This window comes from Lacrimispora sphenoides JCM 1415 (genome assembly GCF_900105615.1).
Taxonomy (GTDB): Bacteria; Bacillota; Clostridia; order Lachnospirales; family Lachnospiraceae; genus Lacrimispora; species Lacrimispora sphenoides.
On record NZ_LT630003.1, the window covers coordinates 2,715,101 to 2,739,977 of the forward strand.

Consider the following 24,877-nt stretch of genomic DNA (forward strand, 5'->3'; position numbering starts at 1 on the left):
TCCATATTTACATTCTTATTTAGAATCTTTTCCGTATATCTCAATCTGAGTAAGTGCTGGAAATGGGGAAGGATCATCTGCTTTTATCAGATCGCTTAACTTCACCCATGTGATATTCTTTCTTTCCAAAGAAAACAGATGAGGCTTTACGCTCTTTTCCATTTCCACTACCTCTTCCGTTCCATCGGAAAACGTAAGCTTTGCTTTTACCCACCAGTTATCGTGCGGGAAATCTGCGCGTGTATACAATACAATCTTATCAAAATCTACAGGGCGCCCAAAGTCCAGGGTCATTTCCGCATCATCCTGACGGTTGATTCCCCAGGATTCATAAGGCCATGCACCGTGGGATTCGTTGGCGAGAACACCATCAATGGCATTGCGTGCCGCAAACACCGCTTCTCCTCTGGTTTCCACATTGGCAAAAGCATGAGGGAAACAGCCTGTATCTCCGTGCTGGTCCATGACATTCTTTGCCAGGTTCCTGTAAATGTCTGCCTCATAGTCAAAGGCTTCCCGAATGGTCAGATAATGACGCTCCCCTGTAAAGGCTTCCGGGTTATAGGAAATCTTTTTCTCACCAAAGGGTATGGTATAAACTACTTCCTCCTTTGTCAGATAAACAAAGGATTCATCCATGCAGTCATCAATGCGTACCACATAATGTGCACCTGTTTTATCTGTTGTGAATACGATGGCATCTCCTTCTGCGTATTCTCCTTCAAACACGAGGATTGCCTGATCCTCTCCCAATACGGATGCCTTTACTTCACCATTCTGGTTTCTTATAGCTATTGATACATTCGCCATGATCAGTCCTCCTGCTCTTCCTGCTCAAAATAGTCTTTATATTCTACTTCAATCTGATACTTCATTCTCTTCATACTGTAATACAGATGTTCTCTGAGGGACCGCTCCAGGCCATCGATGTCTTTTTTCTCCAGCAGTTCAAAAAGCTCTGTGTGCTCCCTGATGATTCTGGTAAAATCCGTCTCAGTCACAAAGTCAAGCATACGGAATCTTGTATAATGTAACTGTTGGGCCTGTATCATATCCCAAAGTTTTTGTTTGCCGGTAGCCTGATACCAAATGGCATGCATCTGCGCATCCATACGGTAAAATTGCTCCGGTTCAAATCCCTTTTCCTGAATCAGAGCCTGCTGCTTGCGGATCAGATACCGGACTTCTTCCATCCAGAGAGGCGTCGCCATATTCACAAAATCCCGCATGACCATGGTTTCCACCGCAACACGCATGTATATCATCTGCTTAATCGTATCCAGATTCAAAAGCGTTACCTGTGTGCCGGAATACGGCACCGAATTGACAAAGCCCTGTTCCTGAAGCCTTCTTACCGCTTCCCTGACAGGCGTCCGGGATACGCCAAACCGTTCACAGATTTCATTTTCGCTGATGATCTGTCCGGGCTTTAATTCCAGGTCCAGAATCTCCTGCTTTAACGTTTCAAACACCAACTCACCGCGGTTTTTATAGGTTTTGGTCTTTCCTTCCATTGAACCCTCTCCGTCCTCTATATTAGGCCTGTTAAAAAATATGCCATGACCTCCGCCCTGAAAGCAGACATCATGGTCATATTTTTAACACCAGAGCCGGCCGGGAAAAAAGGCCGGATCTGATTACTGAAACCTGACTATTACTGTGGCTGTTTGCCAATGTAAGCTAAGATACCGCCGTCTACGTACAGGATATGTCCGTTGACAAAGTTGGAAGCGTCAGAGGAAAGGAATACTGCAGGACCTGAAAGATCCTCTGCTTCTCCCCAGCGTCCTGCCGGAGTCTTAGAAATAATGAACTGGTCAAATGGATGTCTGGAACCATCCGCCTGAGTCTCGCGCAGCGGTGCTGTCTGAGGAGTTGCGATGTAACCAGGTCCAATGCCGTTACACTGAATGTTGAATTCACCGTACTCAGATGCAATGTTCTTTGTCAGCATCTTAAGTCCGCCCTTTGCAGCTGCATATGCGGATACGGTCTCACGGCCAAGTTCGGACATCATAGAGCAGATGTTGATGATCTTTCCGTGGCCTTTTTTAATCATGGACGGAATAACAGCCTTAGCAACGATAAATGGAGCGTTCAAATCAACGTCAATTACCTGTCTGAACTGTTCGGCGGTCATATCGCACATAGGGATACGCTTGATAATGCCTGCATTGTTTACCAGGATGTCGATCACGCCGACCTCCTTCTCGATCTGAGCTACCATAGCATTTACGCCATTTTCATCGGTAACGTCACATACATAACCATGAGCCTTAATTCCCTCTTCCTTATATGCGGCAATTCCCTTATCAACTAATTCCTGCTTGATATCATTAAAAACAATAGTTGCGCCTGCTGCTGCAAGACCTTTTGCAATGGCAAATCCAATGCCATAGGAAGCACCTGTAACTAATGCAACTTTTCCATCAAGGGAAAACTGGTTTGCTAAATTCATGATTCAATCTCTCCTTTACTTATTATTTGGGGTCAGTTATTTCATCTTATCTGTGTTTCGATATGTATCCAAACTATAAAATTTGTATACAAATCTAACACCTTGTATATATGCTAGCATATCCCTACTCTTTTTTCAATGTACATATTTAACAAACAATGACACTTTTATTTATCTATAATTTTCCAAGCACCACTTTCTTGTCCAGGCACCGGCCTGTCATCCCCTTTAACAACGAAGAAAATCCCGGTTTTCCTAAAGAAAACCGGGATTTTGATCATGAAATCCTTCTCACTATGTAGGTTCGGCTTCTGATTTCAATCTTCCAACTTTCAGTCTTCCAACTTCATCATTTTCCGATTTTTAAACTCCTGGAGTTTTCCTTCATTCCAGTCATGTACGGGACGGTAATATCCGGCGATCCGGCTGTATACGTCTGTCTGTTTCCCGCATTTCGGACAGGTTTCCTCTCTTCCGGAAAGATATCCGCAGGTCTGGCAGATGGAATACACCGGTGTAAAGGTCATATATGGAATATCGTAATTCTCCGCCATCTTCCTCAAAGAGTCCCGAATCTTCTTCCAGTCTTCTGCTTCCTGTTCCATGTAGACGGAAAATACGTTGCCGGCCGTATAAAGAGGCTGGACAGTATTCTGGTTTTCAAGAACTTCTTTAAGTGTTCCTCCAAAATCAGAGGGAAGCTTGGTGCTGTTGGTATAATAAGGAACATCTCCTGCACTTCCGCCTGTCTTAATCTCCGGAAATTCCTTCCTGTCGATCATTGCCAGACGGTACGCTGCCGATTCCGCCGGAGTCGCTTCCAGGCAGTACAAATCTCCATACTCCAGCTGATAACCGATCAGCTTCTTTTTTAAATGCATCAGCACATCTGCCGCGAAATCTCTTGTCCTTTGAGAATGCATTCCGGATTTAAGCCAGGAAGCGTTAAGCCCTGCCTCGTTCATTCCAATCACGCCTATGGAAGAAAAATGGTTTTCTAAGTTTTCCAGATAACAGGCCGTGTAAGGATAAAGCCCATTCTTTAAAAGTCTGCCGATGACATCCCGTTTAATCTTCAAGGATCTGGCCGCAATATCCGCCACCTGATCCAGACGTTTGTAAAAATCCGATTCATCGGTGGCTAAATATCCGATTCGGGAAAGATTTATGGTGACCACACCAATGGACCCGGTATTCTCTCCATAACCGAAGAACCCCCCTGCCTTATTGCGCAGCTTCGTAAGATCCGGAGTCACGCCATGATAGGAGATCCTCACATCCCCCGGTACCTGGCCGCCCCTGATATAGTTGGAAAAGTAAGGTGTTCCATAATGAGATGCTAAAGTAAACAAAAGTCGGTTATTCTCAGTGTCCGACCAGTCAAAATCCTCAGACAGTCCATAAACCGGAATCGGATACTGAAATCCCATACCGCCTGCATCTCCGGCCAGCATGGTTTCTAAAAACGCCCGGTTTATCATATCCATCTCGGTCTGGCAGTCCCCATAGGTAAAGTCCATCCGCCGCCCCCCGACAATGGCCTTTTCCTCTCTCATATCCTCAGGAACCGTTAAATCCAGAGAAATATGGGAAAACGGTGCCTGAGTTCCCCAGCGGCTTGGCGTATTGACTCCAAACACAAAAGCCTCCATGCATTTTTTAACCTTGTCATAGGAAAGACCATCAGCCCTGACAAAGGGCGCCAGGTATGTATCAAAGGATGAAAAGGACTGGGAAGCAGCCCATTCATTTTGCATAATTCCGAGAAAATTAACCATCTGATTGCAAAGAGTAGCCAGATGTTTTGCCGGAGAGGCTGTAATCTTTCCGGTAATCCCACCAAGTCCGTCCAGCAGAAGCTTTTTTAAAGACCAGCCGCAGCTGTATCCTGTTAACATGGAAAGGTCATGGATATGGATATCACCTCTGTGGTATGCTTCAGCGATCTCTTTATCGTAAATTTCAGAAAGCCAGTAGTTTGCCGTCACCGCTCCGGAATTGTTAAGGATCAGGCCTCCCACGGAATAGGTGACCGTGGAATTCTCCTTTACATGCCAATCCTCTACCTTTACGTAGTTATCCACCACATCCTTATAATCAAGAGTGGTTGCTCCCAGGCTCCTGATCTTTTCTCTCTGCTTCCGATACAGGATATAGGCCTTTGCCACATCTGTATATCCAGTCTCTTCCAGCACCTTTTCCACGCTGTCCTGGATATCCTCCACAGCAATCAGCCCCTCCTTCATCTTATCCTTAAAATCAGAGGCAACCCTTAAGGCCAGCAATTCCACAATGCTATCCGTATAATACTTTTCGGTTGCAGTAAATGCCTTTTTCATGGCTTCCTTGACCTTTGATAAATCAAAGTCCGCTTCCGCGCCATCCCTTTTCATAACCATTAACATGTTAGTCCTTCTCCTTTAAATCCTATTTGACCTGATAGATCATGATTTGGTCCCTGCTATGTAATTCCTGCTGAAAATATCCGCTTTCCCCATTTACCTCTAATACCACCTGTCCGGTTACGTTTTTAAAATCCAGTCCGGAATATTCCAGCATGTCCATCAGATAATAGGGCCGATGATCCGGCTTTAAGGGAAGAGTCAGGGGGTTGTTATTCAGAAAGAACGTGATTTTCCCCTTACTCTCACGGCTCTTTTCTCCCTGTTTATTACCTGTCTGACGGTCTTGATCTGTACCGGAGGACGACTTATGTAGGCCGGAATCGGCTTCCTCCGGCTCTTCCTTTATTTCAGCTGCCGTTGTTTCTATTACAATGCTGTCACCGGATTCCAGGGGCACATCTGCCTTCGCCTCTTCGCCGTTTACCAGAACGTTGTTTCCTTTTCCAAGCTCTGCCACGTCGGAGAGCATAGCGGAAGCGTTTTTTCCGCGGGTGGCAGGGATGAATACGATCCAGTCCTCCGTATGTACCGGATCAGAAAGCTGAGTTTTTTCTCCATTGAGTGTTAAGACAGACGGTTCCGCTTTCTCTCCATAAAAGACCGTTCTTTTTCCATTGACACTCACCACCAGATTCTGACCGGAACGCCCGATCATATCCTGATAATTATATCCGTTCATCATCAGCACATCCATAACAGTAAAGCTGCCGTTTCGAAAGAGCTTGGCCGGCCTGTCATTTAATATGACGCGGAAGCTGTCATTGACAATGCTGAAGCCTGCAGAAATAACGATACCGAGAGGAGTTGCAAATTCCGGATTCTCAAGGTCATACTCATCGGAATAGGCATTGATTTTAAAATTGTTTCCTGCAATGGCAACCCGTTTGGGGTCAATCTTTAAATGCTCTACAATCCCCTCTTTTAAACCGGAGAGCCTGCTTCCTCCCCCTGCCAGGAATACGGCCGACGGCATCCCGCCGTTTACCTCCAGGATTTTTGCTGATATTTCCTCGCAAAGCCTGGAAGACGCTTCTTTGATGCACTCAAAGATGGAATCCCGCGTGATTACTTGTTCAAATCCCAGGATATCCGTAAAATGAAGTTCAGCCCCTTCGTCAATCTCTGACTTTATCTTTTCCGCGGTATCAAAATCAACCAGATACTCCTTCATAATGGTTTCTGTGATCTCGTCACCGGCAAGTATGGCCATGGTATAGCCGGTCACACAGCCATCCCTGCAGACTGCAATGTCCGAGGTTCCTGCTCCTATATCCACCATTGCCAGGTTCAGCAGGCGGATATTCTGAGGGATAGCAGCGTTGATGGCGGCAATGGGCTCCAAAGTAAGGCTCGCTACCTCCAGGCCGATTTTATTCATGGCCGCATAAAGGCTTTCCACCACCTCTGTAGGAAGAAAGGTTGCTATAATATCGGCTTTCAGAACTCGTCCATGATGATCGATCAGATTGGATATCATGTAGTTATCCAGGTAATAGCGGCTTACCGTATATCCAACCAGGTAAAACTGCCGGTCCGAATCCTTGTCTTCTCTATTCATAAATAATTTTTCTGCTTCGCTGATTGCACCTGCCTCCAGGCGGCTGACAGATTCTATATCGATCTTCTGAGGTCTGGAAAGCTCCATCTCATAGGTCACGCTTTCAGTCCTCAGCGCTCTTCCGGCGGCAGCTACAGAGACCTTGTCAAGCCTGCACCCAAGCTTTTTCTCCAGCCTGTCCTTGACCTGGCCAGCGATCTTTGCCACCTGGTCGATATCCTCGATCTGGCCGTCAATCATCGCCCGTTTTGTGTGCTCGGCTCTCTCTATGGCAACGATATGAATTCTGTCCCCGTCAGGCATGCCCACCATACCGATGATGCTCCGGGTTCCAATATCCAGAGCGAAAACAGCCTGATCCGGAAGTGTGTCTGTCAAAATACTATGTCTGTTATCCATAAATAATGCCCCATTCTCTTGTATATTTGTCTTTTATTCTACTAGTATAAACAGCCTCCGTCAATCGAATAAAGGAAAATTTTGGAGTAAAAGCATGTAAATTGATACAATAAAACAGACCGCAGCTTAAGGACTTACGCTGCGGCCTGTTTTTATCAGCACTGATCTCTAATATCAAAGCTTGGATTGAATGCATAGAAATTTCTGCTGTCCAGATTATCCTGGGTGATTCTTAAAGCTTCCCCAAACCTCTGGAAATGAACGATTTCCCGTTGTCTCAAGAATCGAATCGGATCACAGATTTCTGGATCAGTAATAACACGAAGAATGTTATCGTAAGTACTCCTTGCTTTCTGCTCTGCTGCCATATCCTCCACAAGATCGGTAATCGGATCTCCCTTAGACTGGAATTGGGTGGCAGTAAACGGGACTCCACCGGCAGACTGAGGCCAGATGCCTGTTGTATGGTCAATGTAGTAAGGACCAAACCCTGATTCTACAACCTGTTCCGGTGTTAAATTTCTTGTCAGCTGGTGAACAATGGTTGCTACGATCTCAAGATGTGCTAACTCCTCCGTTCCGATATCCGTAAGAACTCCTTTACATTCTTTATAAGGCATGGCATAGCGTTGGGAAAGATAACGCATGGAAGCTCCCATTTCTCCATCTGGGCCGCCATACTGGCTGATAATAAAGGAAGCAATCTTGGGGTTGGGAGTCGTAATATTTACCGGATACTGTAATCTCTTTTCATACCTCCACATTAGCCGCACTCTCCTTCCCATGGCCATGGATCATTGATCCAGGTCCAGTAATTCTCATCCATGACTCCATCAACCATCAGAGGGCCGCACTGCTCCTCATAAGCCTGCATTGCCTGCTGCCGCATATCTGCTACATAAAAGTAATAATTTAATGCTTCCTGATCATCTGGATGGGTGTCAAGAAACAAAACCACATCATCCATTGCAAAGCTAGCTTCATATACCTGCTTTAACAGCATGTCGCAATCAACATTATAACCCATCATCACTGGCACCCCCCCATAATAAATGGTTTAAACAGATCCGGGAAGATGGTTCCCATGCTCATGGCAGTATCTAACGGATACAATTCCTGCCAGCACTGCCATGGTACATATGCCATTCCAACTGGAAACTGGTCAATATTTTCGGCTGGGCAAGGAGCCGGTGCGGGCTTGCTGGGACGCATGGCAGGTGCTGTGCATGTCGGCATTTCAGGGCACTTCACAAATGCGGGACTTGTTGCCATATTCGGACATTTCATAGGCGCCATTGCTTCCTTCTCTTTTTCTGGGCATTGAATCGGCATGACACATACCGGCATACAATTCTCTGGCATTGTACGGGCTGGCATTGTACGGGCCGGCATCTCCCAGCATTTCTCTGGCATGCATTTCTCACGGGCCGGCATCTCCCTGCATTTCTCTGGCATGCATTTCTCATGGGCTGGCATCACTCTGCATTTCTCCGGCATGCATTTCTCCGGCATCGGGCAAGCTGGCATCTCCCTGCATTTTTCTGGCATGCATTTTTCTGGCATGCATTTCTCACGGGCTGGCATCTCCCTGCATTTCTCCGGCATGCATTTCTCATGGGCTGGCATCACTCTGCATTTTTCCGGCATGCATTTTTCTGGCATCGGGCAGGTTGGCATCACTCTGCATTTTTCCGGCATACATTTTTCTGGCATCGGGCAAGCTGGCATCTCTCTGCATTTTTCCGGCATGCATTTCTCAGGCATCGGGCAGGCTGGCATTACTCTGCATTTCTCAGGCATGCATTTCTCAGGCATCGTACGGGCTGGCATCTCCCTGCTTTTTTCCGGCATTGGGCATAACAGCATTGGCTGGCAATTCATCGGCATAGGTGCTGCCTCAGATTCACCTCTTGTTTCCGAACATCTTGGTCTTTTTGGCGGCATCCAAGGGCCGGAACCTGAGGCCATATCCTGCTGTTTCATAAGTATGGGATCAGTCCCATTTTCTGCGGACTTTGCCGGACCCGAACCAAGCGGCATGTCAGGGCGAATCACCGTACCAGGACTTACAGACATATCAAGCCCCATGGCATATTCCCAGCCGGCCGAGCCGGTGCCGGTCATATATTCAGGACACCATTGCTTCGTATAAAAATCCATAGGATGTATGACTCCTTTCGCTATTGAAAGTTTCTAATATCAATCTATGAAAGGAATACTCTGTTGTGCAGGGCCTGCTGAAATTTTTCCATTAATTTCAAAGGAAGATCCATGGCATGGACATTCCCAGCGCTTGTCATACCGGTTCCATACCAGACGGCATCCCATATGGGGACAGTTTACGGCTCCCGGCATGGTTCCGGCTGAAAGTCCCTTCACTGATTGCATGCCATGGGAAACCAGTGTGCCCGCGGCCGCCTTCAGATGATGCCTTCTGGGAGAAAATACTTCATCATAGGGTGTTTTCCTTCCTGTTATCTGAGTGCTCAGTATCTTTGCTGCCACCATGGAGGAACTCATGCCCCATTTTCCAAAGCCTGTAGCAACATACCAATCCGGCCTTAGGGCAGAAAACGGCCCGATATAGGGAATTCCGTCTAAAGTCATACAATCCTGGGCCGTCCATCTTCTGATTTCCTTTGCTTCCGGAAACAGATGTTCCCCTGCCCGTTTCATCGTGGTAAAGGGACTTTCCTTTGGCGCCTTTCCGGTCCTGTGGCTTCCATATCCCAATAAAAGCTTATCACCGGCATTCCGAAAGGAATATGCCCTTTCGTCAATTCCAATATACATGCCTTTTAAAGATGTAACAGGCTCAAGCTCCAGAACGTAGCTTTTCTCCTGATACATTTTGGCAAAATAAAATCCAGGGATATTAACAAAAGGATAATGAGAGGCAAATACTACTTTTTCTGCCTTTACCACCCCTTTATCCGTCACGACTTCATGCCCCTGAACCTTGAGAACCTTTGTCCGCTCAAAAATCGTAAGCCCTGCAGATATATCTCTTAGAAATTCCAGAGGATGAAACTGGGCCTGTCCGGTAAAACGAACCGCTCCATGCACAGGAAACGGAAGTCCGGTCTCCCTGACAAAAGAAGCCGGAAGCCCAAGTCTTGCAGCCCACTCCGCCTCTCTTGAAAGCACCTCTGACTCCTGAACCGAATATAGATATGCATCCGTTTGCTCATAATGGCACTGTATGGAATAACGTCTAATGAGTTTTCCGTACTCTTCCACCGCCAGCTGGTTTGCCTTTCCATACAGCCTTGCCGTTTCTACCCCAATCGTTCGTGCCAGCTTTTCATAAATCAGATTATGCTGGGAAGTGATTTTCGCCGTTGTATATCCCGTCTGCCCGCTTCCTATGCGGTCTGCCTCCAGCACCACCACATGAAGACCGTGCCTTTGCAAATAAAAGGCAGTAAGGATTCCTGCCATTCCAGCTCCTATTACTACCACCTCTGTCCGTTTGTTTCCTGTCAATGGATTCCTGCCAGGGATTCTGGTTGATTCTGTCCAGATTGATTTCATTCTTTCCACCTCTTGCCTTTATAGCTAACATTTTTAAAAAAAGTTTTTCTTATCCTTATTATTCTCTCTATTTCCTGTTTAATGCCTGTTTTCTCTCTTCCAATTATTTCTTGATTTCACTATGCTTTTATAATACAATAAAATCAAATGGCCGATAAAAGGGAGGAAATCCATATGAATTGGTTTAGAAAAAAAACAGCTCTGCCCCTTCAAACAGAGACAGAGACCAAAAGCCAGGTAATAGAAGATACTTTATTAGAGAGCAAACCGGAACGAGAAGCCTGTTTAAAGCATCTGAGCCTGGTAATGAGCTCTATGGAACGGGGCGCTGTGCTAAAGCTTCACATAGAGAATTTTAAACGGCTAAACCAGGTATTTGGTTATGAATACTGTGAAAACCTTCTGGAACAGATCCTTACCTATTTAAAAGAAGTGACAGGAAAAGAAGTCTACCATTATATTGGTGTGGAATATATCATCATACTGGAACAATATACCCAGGGACAGGCTTATGAGCTTGCTGAGACGATTGCCGGTAGGTTTGACCATGTCTGGAAAGTCAGCGGTACCGACTGCTTATGTTCCGCACAGATGGGCATCTGCACCTATCCCGGACACGCCGCTTCTCCGGACCAGATGTTAAAGTGTCTGGATCTGGCCGTTATAAAGGCGGAAGACGGAGGTCCAAATCAGGCGGTCGTCTTTGACAGCGTTTTGCAGAAACAGCTGCAGCGGCGCCAGACCATTGCTCTTTATCTAAAGACAGCCCTGAAAAAAAAAGAGGTGGAGGTTCGTTACCGCCCTACTCTTCAAATTGATACGGGGACCTTTACCCGGGCAGAGCTTTATATGCGCATCTTTATTAAAGGCCTTGGGATGATCGGAGCCAGCGAATTTCTTCCTGTTGCAGAGGATTCCGGGCAGATCCGGGCCATTGAATATTATGCGCTGGAAAAAGCAGCCCAGTGCATCCACGGGCTGCTGGAAGCTGGCTGCGAATTTGAATCCATTGCTCTTCCCATTTCTCCCGTTCTTTTTTTACAGGAAGATTTCCTTGACGAAGTGAAGCGCATGATGGATATCTATCACATACCTGAGGGAAAGCTTGCCCTGGAGATCCAGGAAAGTGCCCTGACCATGGCTTATTTAAACATCAACGTGACCCTTCAGCAATTGCAGGAAATGGGCGTGGAGATCATCCTCAATGAATTCGGTTCCGGCCACTCCGGAATCTCCTCAATTCTGGAGCTTCCAGTGGATACCTTAAAGCTTGAGCGCCTGTTCGTATGGCAGCTTGAGACGAATCCAAGGTCCCGGTCCGTCATTGAAGGGCTGGTCCGGATGGCAAGAGATCTTGATATGACCATCATTGCCGAAGGCGTGGAAACGGAAAACCAGAACCAAATACTTTCGGAAGCCGGCTGCAATTATCAGCAGGGGTTTTACTATTCTCCTACCCTGGAAAAAGGCACTTTGTTAAAAATCCTCGGCACTTCCTTAACAAAGTCCCATCAGCTCTTAGCAGAGGAAAAGGAAAAAATGGGGAAACTAAACTAATCTTCCAGTAGAAACTCAGAAAAATTCAGTAATATTACATAAACAGCGGCATACAGGAAGGAGAAACTCCATATGACCAAATCCGCATACTACCAACGGCCCGAAGACCATTCCTTCCAGGGCAGACAAGTGGAAGGCCTGTTAGAAAACGTTGAATATTCCCTTAATTCCAATATCCGTATCTGGCATAACATTCAAATGGAAGGATACGCGCCTCACCAGCATAGTGCACTGGAAATTCTCATACCCGTGGAATGTGACTATACCGTCATCATCAACAAAAAATCCTTCACCTTACATCCGGGCGACATTCTCTTTATCCCCCGCTTTTCCATCCATGAGATCCTTCCGGCTACCAGCGGTTCCCGCTTCATTTATATGTTCAACATGGAACCACTGTCCAGTTTTTACGATTCCTCCTTTTTGGATGTGGTTCTGTTAGAACCTTGCCTTATGAACAAGCAAAACCATAGCCGGATTTATGAACGGATCTATTCCGGTTTCATGGAGATCAACGACATCTATTTTCCAGGCGGGATCTTTTGGGAATATTCTATTTATGCGATCCTGATCAACATCTTAACGACAATCGGCGGAGAGTACTATCATGCCCTCTCCGCCAATTCACAAACCTCTCAAGAAAAACATTATGAGTATTACCAGAAGTTCACAGGCCTTTTGTCCTACATTGACGCCCATTACGGGGAGAACTTAACGTTAGAAAAAATGGCCGCCCACATAGGCTTTTCCAAATACCATTTTTCCCGCCTGTTTAAAGAACATACCAACTCTACTTTTTATGACTATTTAAGCCGCAAACGCATTCAGGCGGCTCAGGAAATGTTATTGACCGGCGAATCGATCACCTCAATCGCCTTCCAAACCGGATTCAACAATCCGGCCTCCTTTAGCCGGTGCTTTAAGAAGTATACAAAATACAATCCCACCGAGTTTCGCAGCCTATTTTCCCTTTCGTCTATCCCTTAACGCCACCTAAAGCAACACCGGAAATTATGTAACGGGAAAGAAGCAGATAAACCACAATCAGGGGCAGCACCGTCAAAGCCAGCCCCATATAAACAGAGCCATATTCTGTCTTATAAATATCCCCGCGAAGCAGGCTTACCATAATGGGCATGGTATACTTCTTCTGATCCGTCAAAAGCACCAGAGGGGTAAACAAGTTGTTCCAGCTGGACACAAAGCAGAAGATCGCCTGTGTTGCAATGGCCGGTTTCATAATCGGCATAGCAATCCGGTTAAAGATATAGAACTCCCCTGCCCCATCAATGCGGGCAGCCTGAATGATTTCCAGTGACAAAGAAGGCAGCATATACTGCCTCATAAAGAACACCATAGCAGGAGAGGCAATAGCCGGTAATATGAGCATGAGGAAATTGTTCGTCATATGAATCCGGTAAACCATCTGGTAGAAACCGATCATCGTAATCTGGGCCGGAACCATCATAATTGCCATGATAAAGCTGAAAAATGGTTTGCGGAATCTCCAGTTGTACACCACCAGCCCGTATGCGGTCATGTTGGAAAAATACACCGCACAAAGAGTTGCTCCTGTGGAAATGATAAGGGAATTCAAAAAACCATTGGCAGGATTAAAACTTTTTCCCAACAAAATAGCTATATTCTTCATCATATAAGTAGAAGGAAGAAGCGAAATTGCGTGTTGCTGTATCTGTACCGTAGAACGGGTGGCATTGATCACCATAATGTAAAACGGGGCAATGCTTAAAATTGCAAGGAAAATGCATACCACGTAAATAATGACTTTCAATATCAATGAGCTGCGCTTTTTATTCATGTGATTTCCTCCGTTCCTTCTGCATTTTCCTATATTCCCGTTCCTGCTGTTTGGTCAGCTTCTCCAATTCTGCTTCGTCCTTATCCCTCATTGCAAAAAACAAAATTGCAGATGCAGCGCAAATGATCACAAACATGATCATACTGGCGGCGGAAGCCCGATTGTATAAGTAACTGCCGCTAAAGGCCTGATTATAGATAAATACGCTGGTGGTTAAAGTGGCATTGTCCGGTCCGCCAAGTAAAAACAGTTTCGGAATATCGAACATCTGTAAGCCACCGATCAAACTGGTCACCAATGTAAACAGCAGAATGGTCCTTAAGTTAGGAATCGTGATATAGAAAAAGGTCTGAATCCGGTTTGCCCCATCTACCTCTGCGGATTCAAAGATTTCAGGACTGATTCCCAGTACGCCGGATATCAAAATAATCATGGTATAGCCATACCACGTCCAGAACTGAATAAATGATACGCTTCCCCTTGCCACGGCTTTGTTGACCTGAAAATTAATTGGCTGGTCCGTAATCCCTAAGGTCATTAAAATATCATTGACCGGTCCCATGGGATAGCCGATAAGGGCGTTGAACAGAATGGCGACGGTAGCTGCAGTGATAATGTTTGGCATATAAAACAATACCTTAAACAGTCCTTTTCCTTTGATGTGATTCCGGTTATCCGTAAACCACGCCGTTAAAAGCAGGGCCAGACCTATCTGAGGGATAAAGTTGCATATCCACATGCCTAAAGTGTTCCGAAATGACTTCTGGAACGAGGGATTTGCCAATATGTTCTTAAAGTTTAAAAATGGATCGTCCGCCAGAAAATGAAACTTTACCGTACCCAATCCTTTACAATCCGTAAATCCAATAACAGTAGTAAAAATAATCGGATATAAAGTGAAAATAAGAAATGCAATGGTAAAGGGCAGACAGAATATGTATCCCCATTTCGCATAACCAGAATGTTTTCGTTTCATGTAAGTTCCTCCATTCAACGCAATCGGGCGGACAAGAAGAAAGAGCCTCCCCTCCTGCCCGCTCAAAATTATTTATTCAACGGTGATATCCAGATTATCTGCTACCTGCTGTTTGAAATCCTTAATCGCCTGTTCTCTGCTCTTGTTTCCTGCGGTGTATTCCCGTACCTGATCTCTCCAATACATGTTAATGGTTTCATCGTACTGTGTCAGGTTCGTACCCTTTGCATACTTATTTGCCGGAACAAATACGTCAAACATATTCTGTCCGTTTAAGAAGTCAATGGAGCCGTCGGATTTGGCCATAACTGTACCGGAAGCTACGGTGTCCTTTGTTCCTGCATCATTCATAGTACCGTTTGCCCACATGTACTGCAAGCCGTTTTCGGAAGTTTCCAGGGTGATCCACTGGATAATATCACCAACCGCTTTTTTCACCTCAGAGTCTTTATTTGCCATTACCCATGTACCGCCCCAGAAAAAGCCGATAGGAGATTCGCATACCGCCCAGTCACCAAAGGTTCCTTCTCCGATTTTTTCGCCGCCTGAGTTAGGAGCCATCACATAGTTGATCAGCCATGCCGGACCAAAGAAGCCTAAAACCGGTTTAGAGCCCTGGCCCTTCATGTCCGCAAACCAGGCATCCTGCCAGTCTCTGGTATCATTGTGAAGTCCTCCATCCATCAGCTTCTTAGACAGATCCAAAAACTCTTCCCGTTTCGGGTCAATATTCAGCTTGCCATCCACGATCCAGCCTGTATCAGAACTGTTTTCCACTGCGTGCCACAGATCACCGTCACCGGATATGATCCCGTAGCCTTTGGCTTTTAAATCATTTGCAGCATTGAAAAATGAATCCCAGCTATTGCTTCCCGCTCCCAATTTAGCGCCGACTTCCTTCGGATCATCGGTTCCCCAAGTATCCTTTGCAATGGAACGGCGATAGATAAATGCGCCGCCAGTCGCCTGGTATCCTAAGGCAACCAGCTTGCTATCCTGATTGGATCCTATGTCCATGGTATACTTGGCGATATCCGCTTCCTTCACTTTTGCGGCAACGTCGATTCCCAGGTCCTCGTAGGGAGCCGCATATCGGCCGGCATCTCCCTGCGTGTATTTAAGTACAAATGCGGCTTCTGCACAATACAGATCCGGTGCATCGGTCCCGCCTGCCGCCAGTGCCTGATCCAGTGCCGGCTGATAAGCACCGTCCGTTGTGGCAATGATCGTAGGATTGATTTCATAATCAAAATCCGGATGCAATTCTTTGTATTTTTCGATCATTTTAGGCACTTCATCCGTAAATGCCCAGACATTGATCACCTTTTTTCCAGGTTCCGACGTTTCTGCCTTTTCCGTGGATTCGCTCTTTGCTGCCGTTTCTGTAGATTCGTTCTTTGCCCCCGTTTCCGCGGATCCGCTTTTTGCACCGCCGCTGCATCCCGATAGCACTCCTGCCAGCACAAACGCACCTGCCAGCATAATAAACCGTTTTTTCATGTTTATTCCTCCTCCTTTTCATAATCTGCAAAAAACTTTCTGTGTTGACTTGTAAATTCAGTGTATCATACAAGATGTCTTTTCGCCTTACAAATCTTGCTTTTCAATGTACAGAAATTGCTTTTTAGCATGAAATTATTGTTTTAGTTTATGGAGGTATTTTTTTATCCAATGTAATTTTTTGTGTATTTATAATTATTAATCTCTATTTTTATTACTTTCTATATTTATTTTGTCCTTAAGGTTCTTATTTTTTACTTTTTTCTTATAGCAAGAAATGCGATGAATTTCAATAGATTTCAAAATTCGAGGATTCGAAAGGTATTTTTAAATTAAAAAAAGCACTTTCTGCCGGAATTTGGCGGAAAATGCTTTTTTGTTTTTATTGAATAGCTGCAGTCTGACAGTTTGTCACCGGCTGCTGCACCTCCAGGGACTTGTTATAAAAATAACGAATGACATCCTTGCGGGTAATGATCCCGATAAAATTCTTTTGGTCATCTACAACAGGCACAAAATTTTGGTTTAATGCCTTATCGATCAAATCTTCCATATTGGAATCCGCATATACGGGACGGTTATCTGACCTTCTGTCAAGGGCCGCCACCGTTACCTGCTCCGCTTCCTTTAAGTTAAGATTGAATTTGTTCTTGATTCCCCAAAGCATGTCCCCTTCCGTGATTGTTCCTACATATTTTCCCCGTCTGTTTATAACGGGCACTGCAGAGTATTTGTGATACTCCATCTTCTCTAGCGCCTGGCGCAGAGAATCATCCTCAAAAATATAAGCCACCTCATTCTTAGGTGTTAAAAAAAATAAAATGTTCATAGCCACACTCCCCGTTGATTCTCGTGAAGGCAACAAGCCAAGGTCAAGCGAACCTGACTTTGGCGGCTGCCCACGGGGTCAAATATTCCACAGTTTGCTGCGGGTATTTGACTGATCGGTTATAGTATAGCAGATGACTCTTAATCACGTATGAACATTTTATTATTTTTTTATAACTTTTTCCTGAGATTTCCTCTTTTCGGCTTACTGCATTTGATCAAGGGGATCAATAGCCTTATCATTATGAGTCAATTCAAAGTATACGTTGGCGCCTTCCACGGAATAATATTTGGTAGGCTCGGCTACATAGCCTAAGACCTGACCTTCTTTGATATATTCATTTTCTACAACTTGCAGCTCTTTTAACTGTCCGCAGATAGCTGTATAATTGTTGCCCATATTTAAGACAACGTAGCTTCCGATTTCTTCATTGGAGCCGACTTTTTCAACTTTTGCATTGGCAGGAGCCACAACAGGAGTACTTACATCTCCCTGGATCACAAGCCCTGGATTGCATTTATACTGGTCCAGAGTCGGAAAATAGATTGTGGTGTCCATGCTGTAGTCTAAAATGACATTTCCGCGTACTGGCCAGGTCATTCTGGTTGCATCATTAAAATTAAGTACCAGAGACGTTGCCGCGCTTTTGTCTGTTCCGGTCTTTACTGCCGGAGCCTGTGTTTCCTGAGCTGCAGAGGCTTTATTGGAATCAGCCACCTGCATTTCCTCTTCCATCGTTGCATTGGAGTCTCCTGCAACTGCCACTTGTGTTTCTTGGGGGACTGATTCTTCAACAATCATATTGCTCTGATCCGGTACTTGCAGATAAGGGCTTTCTCCTCCACCATTTCCTCTTTGAATGGTAATTACTCCTGCTGCAGCTACTATAGTCAGCAGGCCTAGAACCAACAGGACAAGGAATACTTTATCCTTGAACAATTGACTTATTTTCTCCTTCACGTTTATCACCTCGATAATATTCTTACCAAGAGTGAAAGAGTTATTCAGAAATAAAAGAAAAATTTTCAAATATGTTGTAGTGATACTGTACCCCCTGCAACTACAGTGCTCATTACAAATATTATCCAATAAATTTCATAATTCCAACTGCTGCCACAGTGTTGTTATTGTTTCCATGCATCTGGAATATGTTTCCATTCCGCAGCTGGCATAACGATTATTGCAAATGTGAGGAGCCCCCCAGGCACACGAAAGATAGAATACCTATTATTTATTCGGAATTTAAAGCAATATTTTTATAAAAATAAGGAAGAATTTGTTCCGCCGTCCAGCCTTCCTCTGCTTTGCACCTGGCTCCAAACTGGCTCATGCCATATCCGTGCCCAATTCCCTGGCAGACCACCCGGATTCCCTCTTCATATTCTTCAAAACGAAAGGCTGCGGAAGGAAGTCCCAGAACCCGCTGAATTTCCTCTCCCGTATATACCTTGGTACCAATCTGGATCTGCCCCACATATCCCCCCTCATCCCGGAGTACGATCTGGATGCTTCCCGGAATCTGATCTGCCTTCACAGGTACGCCGCCGGAAATCTGATTGATTTTTTCCGCAAAATCTTCTTTTTTATATGCAGCCATAGTGAGAAAACCTTCCGCTTCCACATCCCTGGAACATGCAACCTCCTGCAAATACGGATGGTTTTCATCTCCTGCTCTGGTCTTTCCGGTGCTTGCCCGGTGGAATAAGGGATCGATCAGCTTCCCTTCATACATCATGACCATCGACCTGGTAGACCGGACTGCGTTTTCCACTGCCTGATAGCTGGCAACAAAGGATTCGCTTCCCCACAGCTTTTCCATCTGCTGTTCCTCCAGATACTCCATGTGAAGTTCCGATTCTTTCACTTCATTTTGCCCGTTCATTTTTCCGTAGATGTATGTCCGGGCAATGATCGCCTGGGCCCTTAAAGCCTCCCTGCCATAATCGGCCGGCATCTGCTTAGCCACCACGCCGGGAAGATATTCTTCCACATCCATATAGGATTCTCCGCTTTTCCGGTCCAGAATGATCTTCTTACCGCTGGTGATCATGGGGAACTCCTTCTTCTCCTCGATCTTTCCCGTCCATGCCATGGTAATTATGTATGGAAACAACAGCGCAAGAATACACGCCATAACCGCTTTTTTTATCATTCCGAATCACCACCCTTTCCATCTTCCTGTCCCCTTGTTCAATATATGCAAAAAAACGCCCCGGAATCACTTCCGGAACGTTTTTACAATCTTATGCTTCTTCCAGCTCTACCTTTACCTTCTCTAAGTGCCAGATATCCTTTACATATTCTTCGATGGTTCGGTCTGAGGTAAACTTGCCGCTGTTTGCAACATTTAATATGGCAGCCTTCGCCCACCACGCTTCATCCCGGTACGCCTGGTCGATCCGGCGCTGAGCTTCTGCATAGGATGGGAAATCCTTTAAAATAAAGTACGTGTCCGCACGGTCACTGCTCTGTGTATTTAATAAGGAATTATAAATATCGCGGAACAGTTCCGGGTTCTGGGGAGAATAATAGCCGTTGATCAACTGCATCAGCACCCTGCGTATCTCGTAGTTGTTGTTGAAAATCTCCATGGGATTATATCCGCCCTCGTTCTCATAGCGGATCACCTCGTCGGAGGACATACCGAAGATAAAGGCGTTCTCCGCTCCCACTTCCTCTACGATTTCCACATTGGCGCCATCCATGGTTCCAAGGGTCAGGGCTCCGTTTAACATGAATTTCATATTTCCGGTACCGGAGGCCTCCTTGCTTGCCGTGGATATCTGTTCACTTACATCTGCCGTAGCAAAGATGATTTCTGCATTGGAAACCTTATAGTCCTCAATGAACACAACCTTGATCTTACCGCCGATGCTTCTGTCGTTATTAATCACATCAGCCACCGCGTTGATCAGCTTAATAGTCAGCTTTGCACGCTCATAGCCTGCCGCAGCCTTTGCGCCGAACAAAAAGGTCCTGGGAACCATATCAAGGTTTGGGTTATCCTTTAGCTGATTGTACAAATACATCACGTGCAGGATGTTCATAAGCTGCCGCTTGTATTCGTGGAGGCGCTTTACCTGAACATCAAACATGGATCTGGGATCCACTTCAATGCCGTTATGCTCTTTAATATATTTTGCCAGGCGCACCTTGTTCTGGTATTTGATGTCCATAAACTCCTGCCGGCACCTGGGGTCATCGGCATAGATTGCCAGACGGTGTATATGAGGCAGATTGGTGATCCAGTCGTTTCCGATCTTTCTTGTCACCCATTCGGCCAAAAGGGGATTTCCATGCAGAAGGAACCGCCTCTGGGTGATGCCGTTTGTCTTGTTGTTGAATTTCTCCGGCATCATCTGATAGAAGTCTTTCAGCTCCTGGTTCTTTAAAATTTCTGTATGAAGTCTGGCAACACCATTTACCGAGAAGCCTCCCACAATGGCCAGATTGGCCATGCGGACCTGACCATCGTAAACGATGGACATTTTCCGAAGCTTTTCCTGGCTGCCCGGATACATCTCCATGATTTTCTGCTGGAATCTCCGGTTTATCTCTTCTACGATCTGATAGATTCTGGGAAGCAGTCTGGAAAACAGCTCAATGGGCCATTTTTCCAAAGCTTCCGACATAATGGTATGGTTGGTATAGGCGCAGGTCTTTGTCGTGATTTCCCATGCTTCATCCCAGCTTAAGCTGTAATCATCAAGAAGGATTCTCATAAGCTCCGGGACTGCCACGGTGGGATGGGTATCATTCAGCTGGAAAACTGTCTTTTCGAAGAACTTATGTATATCTTCATGTTTTTCCATGTACTTCATAACCGCCCTCTGTACACTGGCGGAAATAAAGAAGTACTGCTGTTTCAAACGGAGTTCTTTTCCTGCATAATGGTTGTCATTGGGATAAAGGACCTCTACGATGGTCTTCGCCAGATTTTCCTGTTCCACCGCCTTCTGGTAATCGCCCCTGTCAAAGGAATCCAGACTGAAGGTATTGATGGCCTGGGCGTCCCAGATCCTTAAGGTGTTCACTACATTGTTTCCATATCCTACAATGGGCATATCATAGGGAACTGCCAGGACAGACTGATATCCCTCCTGGATAAAGCGTTCCCTTCCATTTTCCCTTATGGTATTGACATAGCCTCCGAACTTTACCTCAGTGGCATATTCGGCGCGGCGCAGCTCAAACGGATAGCCGTTTTTCAGCCAGTCGTCAGGAACTTCTACCTGAAATCCGCCTTCTATTTTCTGTTTGAACATGCCGTACCGGTATCGGATGCCGCAGCCATAAGCCGGATACCCGAGGGTTGCCAGGGAATCCAGGAAGCAGGCTGCAAGACGGCCCAGCCCCCCGTTTCCAAGAGCCGGATCCGGCTCCTGGTCCTCTATGGTGTTTAAATCAAAGCCCAGTTCTTCAAGAACTTCCTTTACTTCCGGCTGAGCCATAATGCTTATGATGTTATTGCCCAGAGCGCGGCCCATAAGGAATTCCATTGACAGATAATAAAGGGTTTTTACATCCTGATCTTCATATGCCTTATGGGTTGCGATCCATTCATCTATGATAACATCTTTTACTGCATAGGCCACTGCCTGGTACATCTGCTCCGGAGTAGCCTCATCAACCGTCTTGCGGAATACATTCTTCATGTTAAACAGAACACTTTTCTTAAAGATCTCCTTATCAAATCCCATACTCATTCTACAAGGCCTCCTAACCGTTTACTGAACCTTTTCCACACCCAGGGTTACATTTTCACCGTTAATGCTCCATTCTTTCACATAACCGGCCGGCGTTTCAAGGATGATGTCTTTTGCAAGCACTTCGCTCTTTACTTCTTCCTCATGGTCTTTTAATATACCGGCAATTTTTTCATTGCCCTTGCTGTATACCAGAATGTGATCCATCACCTCAAAACCGGCTTCCTTACGCATGGTCTGGATCTTACTGATCAGCTCACGGACAAATCCCTCTGCCAAAAGCTCAGGTGTTAAATTGGTATCCAGTACAACGGTGATGGTGTTATCGCCTTCGGATACGTAGCCTTCTGTCTGAGCGGTATCAATAAGAAGGTCTTCCTTGGTGAGCACAACTTCTGTTCCGTCAAAAGTAAAGGTGAGAGCGCCTGTTTCATTCAGGGTATCCATAGCCTCATTGCCGTTGACCTCTAAAAGGGCCTTTTTAATGGCTCCAAGCTGCTTGCCGTATTTCGGTCCAACGGTCTTTAACTGGGGTTTAAAGCTGTAGGATGTGAAATCCCTTACATCATCGGTGAATGCCACTTTTTTTACGTTCAGCTCTTCCTCAATGATTTCCTGGTAAAATACAGGAAGTACATGAGGTGCTTTTACAAACATCTGGCCAATCGGCTGGCGGTTCTTTAAATTGGCAGTATTTCTGGCAGCCCGGCCCATGACTACGATTTTTAATACTTCATCCATGTCAGTTTCCAGCTGCTTATCGATATAGGCTTTATTTGCCGCAGGATAATCGCACAAATGGATGCTCTCCGGTGCAGACTTATCCACGCTGCAAACCATGTTCTGATAGATCTCTTCGGTCATGAACGGGATGAGCGGAGCCGCCGCCTTGCTTACGGTGACAAGGGCTGTGTAAAGTGTCATATAAGCGTTGATCTTATCCTGCTCCATTCCCTTGGCCCAGAAGCGCTCCCTGCTCCGGCGTACATACCAGTTGCTCATATCGTCAACAAAATCCTGAAGCGCTCTTGCTGCTTCCGGAATCTGATAGCCGGCAAGGAATGCATCCACATCTCCCACCAGCGTGTTCAGCTTGGAGAGAAGCCATTTATCCATGACGGGAAGCTTTTCGTATTCCAGGCTGTATTTTGTGGGGTCAAATTCATCAATATTCGCATAAAGCACAAAGAATGCATAGGTATTCCACAGGGTACCCATAAATTTGCGCTGGCCTTCCATAACCGCTTTTCCGTGGAAACGGTTCGGCAGCCATGGTGCACTGTTCACATAGAAATACCAGCGGATGGCGTCTGCCCCGTAGGTATCCAGAGCATCAAATGGGTCTACCGCATTTCCCTTGGATTTGCTCATCTTCTGCCCGTTCTCATCCTGGACATGCCCCAGAACGATTACATTTTTATATGGCGCCTTGTTGAAAATCAAAGTGGAGATGGCAAGGAGGGAGTAGAACCAGCCTCTTGTCTGATCCACGGCCTCAGAAATAAAGTCAGCCGGGAACTGTTTCTCAAACAGATCTTGGTTTTCAAAAGGATAATGATGCTGTGCAAAGGGCATGGATCCGGAGTCAAACCAGCAGTCGATTACTTCCGGCACCCTCTTCATCTGTTTTCCGCACTCTGGACAGGTAATGGTCACTGCGTCGATATAAGGACGGTGAAGCTCAATGTCTTCCGGACAATTAGGGGACATGGACTTTAATTCTTCAATGCTTCCGATGGAATGCTGATGTCCGCACTCACATTCCCAAACGTTAAGAGGAGTTCCCCAGTAACGGTTTCTGCTGATTCCCCAGTCCTGGACATTTTCCAGCCAGTCGCCGAAACGTCCTTTTCCGATGCTCTCCGGAATCCAGTTGATCGTATTGTTATTGCGGATCAAATCTTCCTTTACATCCGTCATCTTAATGAACCAGGATTCTCTTGCATAGTAGATTAACGGGGTGTCACATCTCCAGCAGTGAGGATAGCTGTGTTCGAATACAGGCGCGGAGAATAAAAGGCCTCTTTCTTCCAAGTCCTTTAATATCATTGGATCCGCCTTCTTACAGAAGGTGCCTGCCCACTTGGTTTCCTCTGTCATCTCGCCTGCCGCATTGACCAGCTGTACAAAAGGAAGGTCATATTTTCTGCCCACCTTGGAGTCATCCTCACCAAAGGCCGGAGCGATATGAACAACACCGGTACCGTCAGTCAGGGTAACGTAAGTGTCACAGGTTACATAATATGCTTTTTTATTTGGTGTTACGAAGTCAAATAAAGGCTCGTATTCTTTATATTCCAAGTCCTTTCCGGTGTACTTCTCTAAAACCGTGTATTCCTCTCCAAGAACCTTTTCACACAGAGCCTCTGCCATATAATAGGTATAGTCTCCTGTCTGCACCTTTACATAGGTCTCTTCAGGATTTACGCATAAGCCTACGTTGGAAGGAAGGGTCCACGGAGTTGTGGTCCATGCCAGAATATAGGCGTCTTCTCCCTTTACCTTAAACCGGACGATGGCGGAGCGTTCCTTTACATCCTTATATCCCTGAGCTACCTCATGGCTGGATAAGGGAGTTCCGCACCGCGGACAATAGGGAACGATCTTAAATCCTTTATACAAAAGACCTTTCTCCCAGATTTTCTTTAATGCCCACCACTCAGATTCAATAAAATTATTCTCATATGTTACATAAGGGTCATCCATATCGGCCCAAAAGCCTACGGTCTTTGAGAAATCCTCCCACATGCCCTTGTATTTCCAAACGCTTTCCTTGCAATACTTGATAAATGGCTCCAGGCCATACTCCTCGATCTGTTCCTTACCGTCAAGGCCCAGCATCTTTTCCACTTCCAGCTCAACCGGCAGTCCGTGGGTATCCCAACCTGCCTTACGGGGAACGTCATACCCTTTCATAGTCCGGTATCTTGGAATCATATCCTTGATAACTCTGGTCAATACGTGCCCGATGTGGGGTTTACCATTGGCAGTAGGGGGACCGTCATAGAACGGATATGTCTCCCCTCCCTTACGGTTTTCCATGCTCTTTCTGAAAATATCATGGTCTTCCCAGAATTTTTCTACCTCTTTTTCTCTTGCTACAAAATTCAAGTCTGTAGGGACTTTCTTGTACATC

The 24,877-nt window shown here is 45.7% G+C and carries 20 protein-coding genes; 3 read left to right on the forward strand and 17 right to left on the reverse strand.

Annotated features, from left to right (window positions below):
• Positions 1-15 precede the first annotated feature (15 nt).
• From BMX69_RS12300 to BMX69_RS12335, 8 genes are all read right to left on the reverse strand, one after another.
• Entirely contained in the window at positions 16-810 is a 795-nt protein-coding gene (locus tag BMX69_RS12300) for a DUF7402 domain-containing protein (RefSeq protein WP_100042490.1), read from the reverse strand.
• A 2-nt stretch (positions 811-812) separates the two neighbouring features.
• On the reverse strand, positions 813-1,514 hold the full coding sequence (locus BMX69_RS12305) for a GntR family transcriptional regulator (RefSeq protein ID WP_025234212.1): 702 nt from the start codon (positions 1,512-1,514) through the stop codon (positions 813-815).
• A 140-nt stretch (positions 1,515-1,654) separates the two neighbouring features.
• Entirely contained in the window at positions 1,655-2,458 is an 804-nt protein-coding gene (locus tag BMX69_RS12310; protein WP_029701973.1) for a gluconate 5-dehydrogenase, read from the reverse strand.
• A gap of 332 nt (positions 2,459-2,790) precedes the next feature.
• Positions 2,791-4,863, reverse strand: coding sequence for a ribonucleoside triphosphate reductase (locus BMX69_RS12315; RefSeq protein WP_100042491.1), 2,073 nt, complete (start codon positions 4,861-4,863; stop codon positions 2,791-2,793).
• A gap of 22 nt (positions 4,864-4,885) precedes the next feature.
• On the reverse strand, positions 4,886-6,820 hold the full coding sequence (locus BMX69_RS12320; protein WP_100042492.1) for a cell division protein FtsA: 1,935 nt from the start codon (positions 6,818-6,820) through the stop codon (positions 4,886-4,888).
• 155 nt (positions 6,821-6,975) lie between these two features.
• Positions 6,976-7,584, reverse strand: coding sequence for a manganese catalase family protein (locus tag BMX69_RS12325; protein ID WP_054791649.1), 609 nt, complete (start codon positions 7,582-7,584; stop codon positions 6,976-6,978).
• On the reverse strand, positions 7,584-7,850 hold the full coding sequence (locus BMX69_RS12330) for a spore coat protein CotJB (protein ID WP_054791650.1): 267 nt from the start codon (positions 7,848-7,850) through the stop codon (positions 7,584-7,586). The genes BMX69_RS12325 and BMX69_RS12330 overlap by 1 nt, the downstream gene beginning before the upstream one ends.
• Positions 7,850-8,152 carry a spore coat associated protein CotJA gene (locus BMX69_RS12335; protein ID WP_242941249.1) on the reverse strand — a complete coding sequence of 101 codons (303 nt, stop codon included), beginning with the start codon at positions 8,150-8,152 and terminating at the stop codon, positions 7,850-7,852. The genes BMX69_RS12330 and BMX69_RS12335 overlap by 1 nt, the downstream gene beginning before the upstream one ends.
• Here BMX69_RS12335 and BMX69_RS24470 point away from each other — a divergent pair.
• Positions 8,151-8,972 (forward strand): hypothetical protein, encoded by an 822-nt coding sequence (locus tag BMX69_RS24470; protein WP_166433155.1) that lies wholly within the window; start codon positions 8,151-8,153, stop codon positions 8,970-8,972. The genes BMX69_RS12335 and BMX69_RS24470 overlap by 2 nt on opposite strands.
• A 47-nt stretch (positions 8,973-9,019) precedes the next feature.
• On the opposite strand, the gene BMX69_RS12340 is transcribed toward BMX69_RS24470, so the two are convergent.
• Entirely contained in the window at positions 9,020-10,354 is a 1,335-nt protein-coding gene (locus BMX69_RS12340; RefSeq protein WP_100042493.1) for an FAD-dependent oxidoreductase, read from the reverse strand.
• Positions 10,355-10,528: 174 nt separating this feature from the next.
• Here BMX69_RS12340 and BMX69_RS12345 point away from each other — a divergent pair, with 174 nt between their 5' ends.
• Complete coding sequence (locus BMX69_RS12345; protein ID WP_100042494.1) at positions 10,529-11,911, forward strand: GGDEF domain-containing phosphodiesterase; 1,383 nt, start codon at positions 10,529-10,531, stop codon at positions 11,909-11,911.
• A gap of 72 nt (positions 11,912-11,983) precedes the next feature.
• Positions 11,984-12,898, forward strand: coding sequence for an AraC family transcriptional regulator (locus BMX69_RS12350; protein WP_100042495.1), 915 nt, complete (start codon positions 11,984-11,986; stop codon positions 12,896-12,898).
• Here BMX69_RS12350 and BMX69_RS12355 read toward each other — a convergent pair.
• The 8 genes from BMX69_RS12355 to ileS all read right to left on the reverse strand — a co-directional run bounded on the left by BMX69_RS12355 (position 12,888) and on the right by ileS (position 24,876).
• A complete protein-coding gene (locus BMX69_RS12355; RefSeq protein WP_054790850.1) occupies positions 12,888-13,730 on the reverse strand; it encodes a carbohydrate ABC transporter permease in 843 nt (280 codons plus the stop codon). The two genes, BMX69_RS12350 and BMX69_RS12355, sit on opposite strands and share 11 nt — an antisense overlap.
• Positions 13,723-14,706, reverse strand: a complete 984-nt coding sequence (locus tag BMX69_RS12360) for a carbohydrate ABC transporter permease (RefSeq protein WP_025234241.1) — start codon at positions 14,704-14,706, stop codon at positions 13,723-13,725. The genes BMX69_RS12355 and BMX69_RS12360 overlap by 8 nt, the downstream gene beginning before the upstream one ends.
• A 72-nt stretch (positions 14,707-14,778) precedes the next feature.
• The gene (locus tag BMX69_RS12365; RefSeq protein ID WP_100042496.1) at positions 14,779-16,206 is read right to left on the reverse strand and encodes an ABC transporter substrate-binding protein; all 1,428 of its coding nucleotides are present in this window, start codon (positions 16,204-16,206) and stop codon (positions 14,779-14,781) included.
• Positions 16,207-16,588: 382 nt separating this feature from the next.
• Positions 16,589-17,035: a CBS domain-containing protein gene (locus BMX69_RS12370; protein WP_025234243.1), complete on the reverse strand. Its 447-nt coding sequence runs from the start codon at positions 17,033-17,035 to the stop codon at positions 16,589-16,591.
• A gap of 204 nt (positions 17,036-17,239) precedes the next feature.
• Positions 17,240-17,995, reverse strand: coding sequence for a M23 family metallopeptidase (locus BMX69_RS12375; RefSeq protein ID WP_025234244.1), 756 nt, complete (start codon positions 17,993-17,995; stop codon positions 17,240-17,242).
• Between the two features lie 271 nt (positions 17,996-18,266).
• A complete protein-coding gene (locus BMX69_RS12380) occupies positions 18,267-19,187 on the reverse strand; it encodes a SpoIID/LytB domain-containing protein (protein ID WP_100042497.1) in 921 nt (306 codons plus the stop codon).
• A gap of 91 nt (positions 19,188-19,278) precedes the next feature.
• Entirely contained in the window at positions 19,279-21,741 is a 2,463-nt protein-coding gene (locus BMX69_RS12385) for a glycogen/starch/alpha-glucan phosphorylase (protein WP_054790851.1), read from the reverse strand.
• A gap of 21 nt (positions 21,742-21,762) precedes the next feature.
• Positions 21,763-24,876 (reverse strand): isoleucine--tRNA ligase, encoded by a 3,114-nt coding sequence (ileS, locus tag BMX69_RS12390; RefSeq protein ID WP_100042498.1) that lies wholly within the window; start codon positions 24,874-24,876, stop codon positions 21,763-21,765.
• Position 24,877 lies beyond the last annotated feature (1 nt).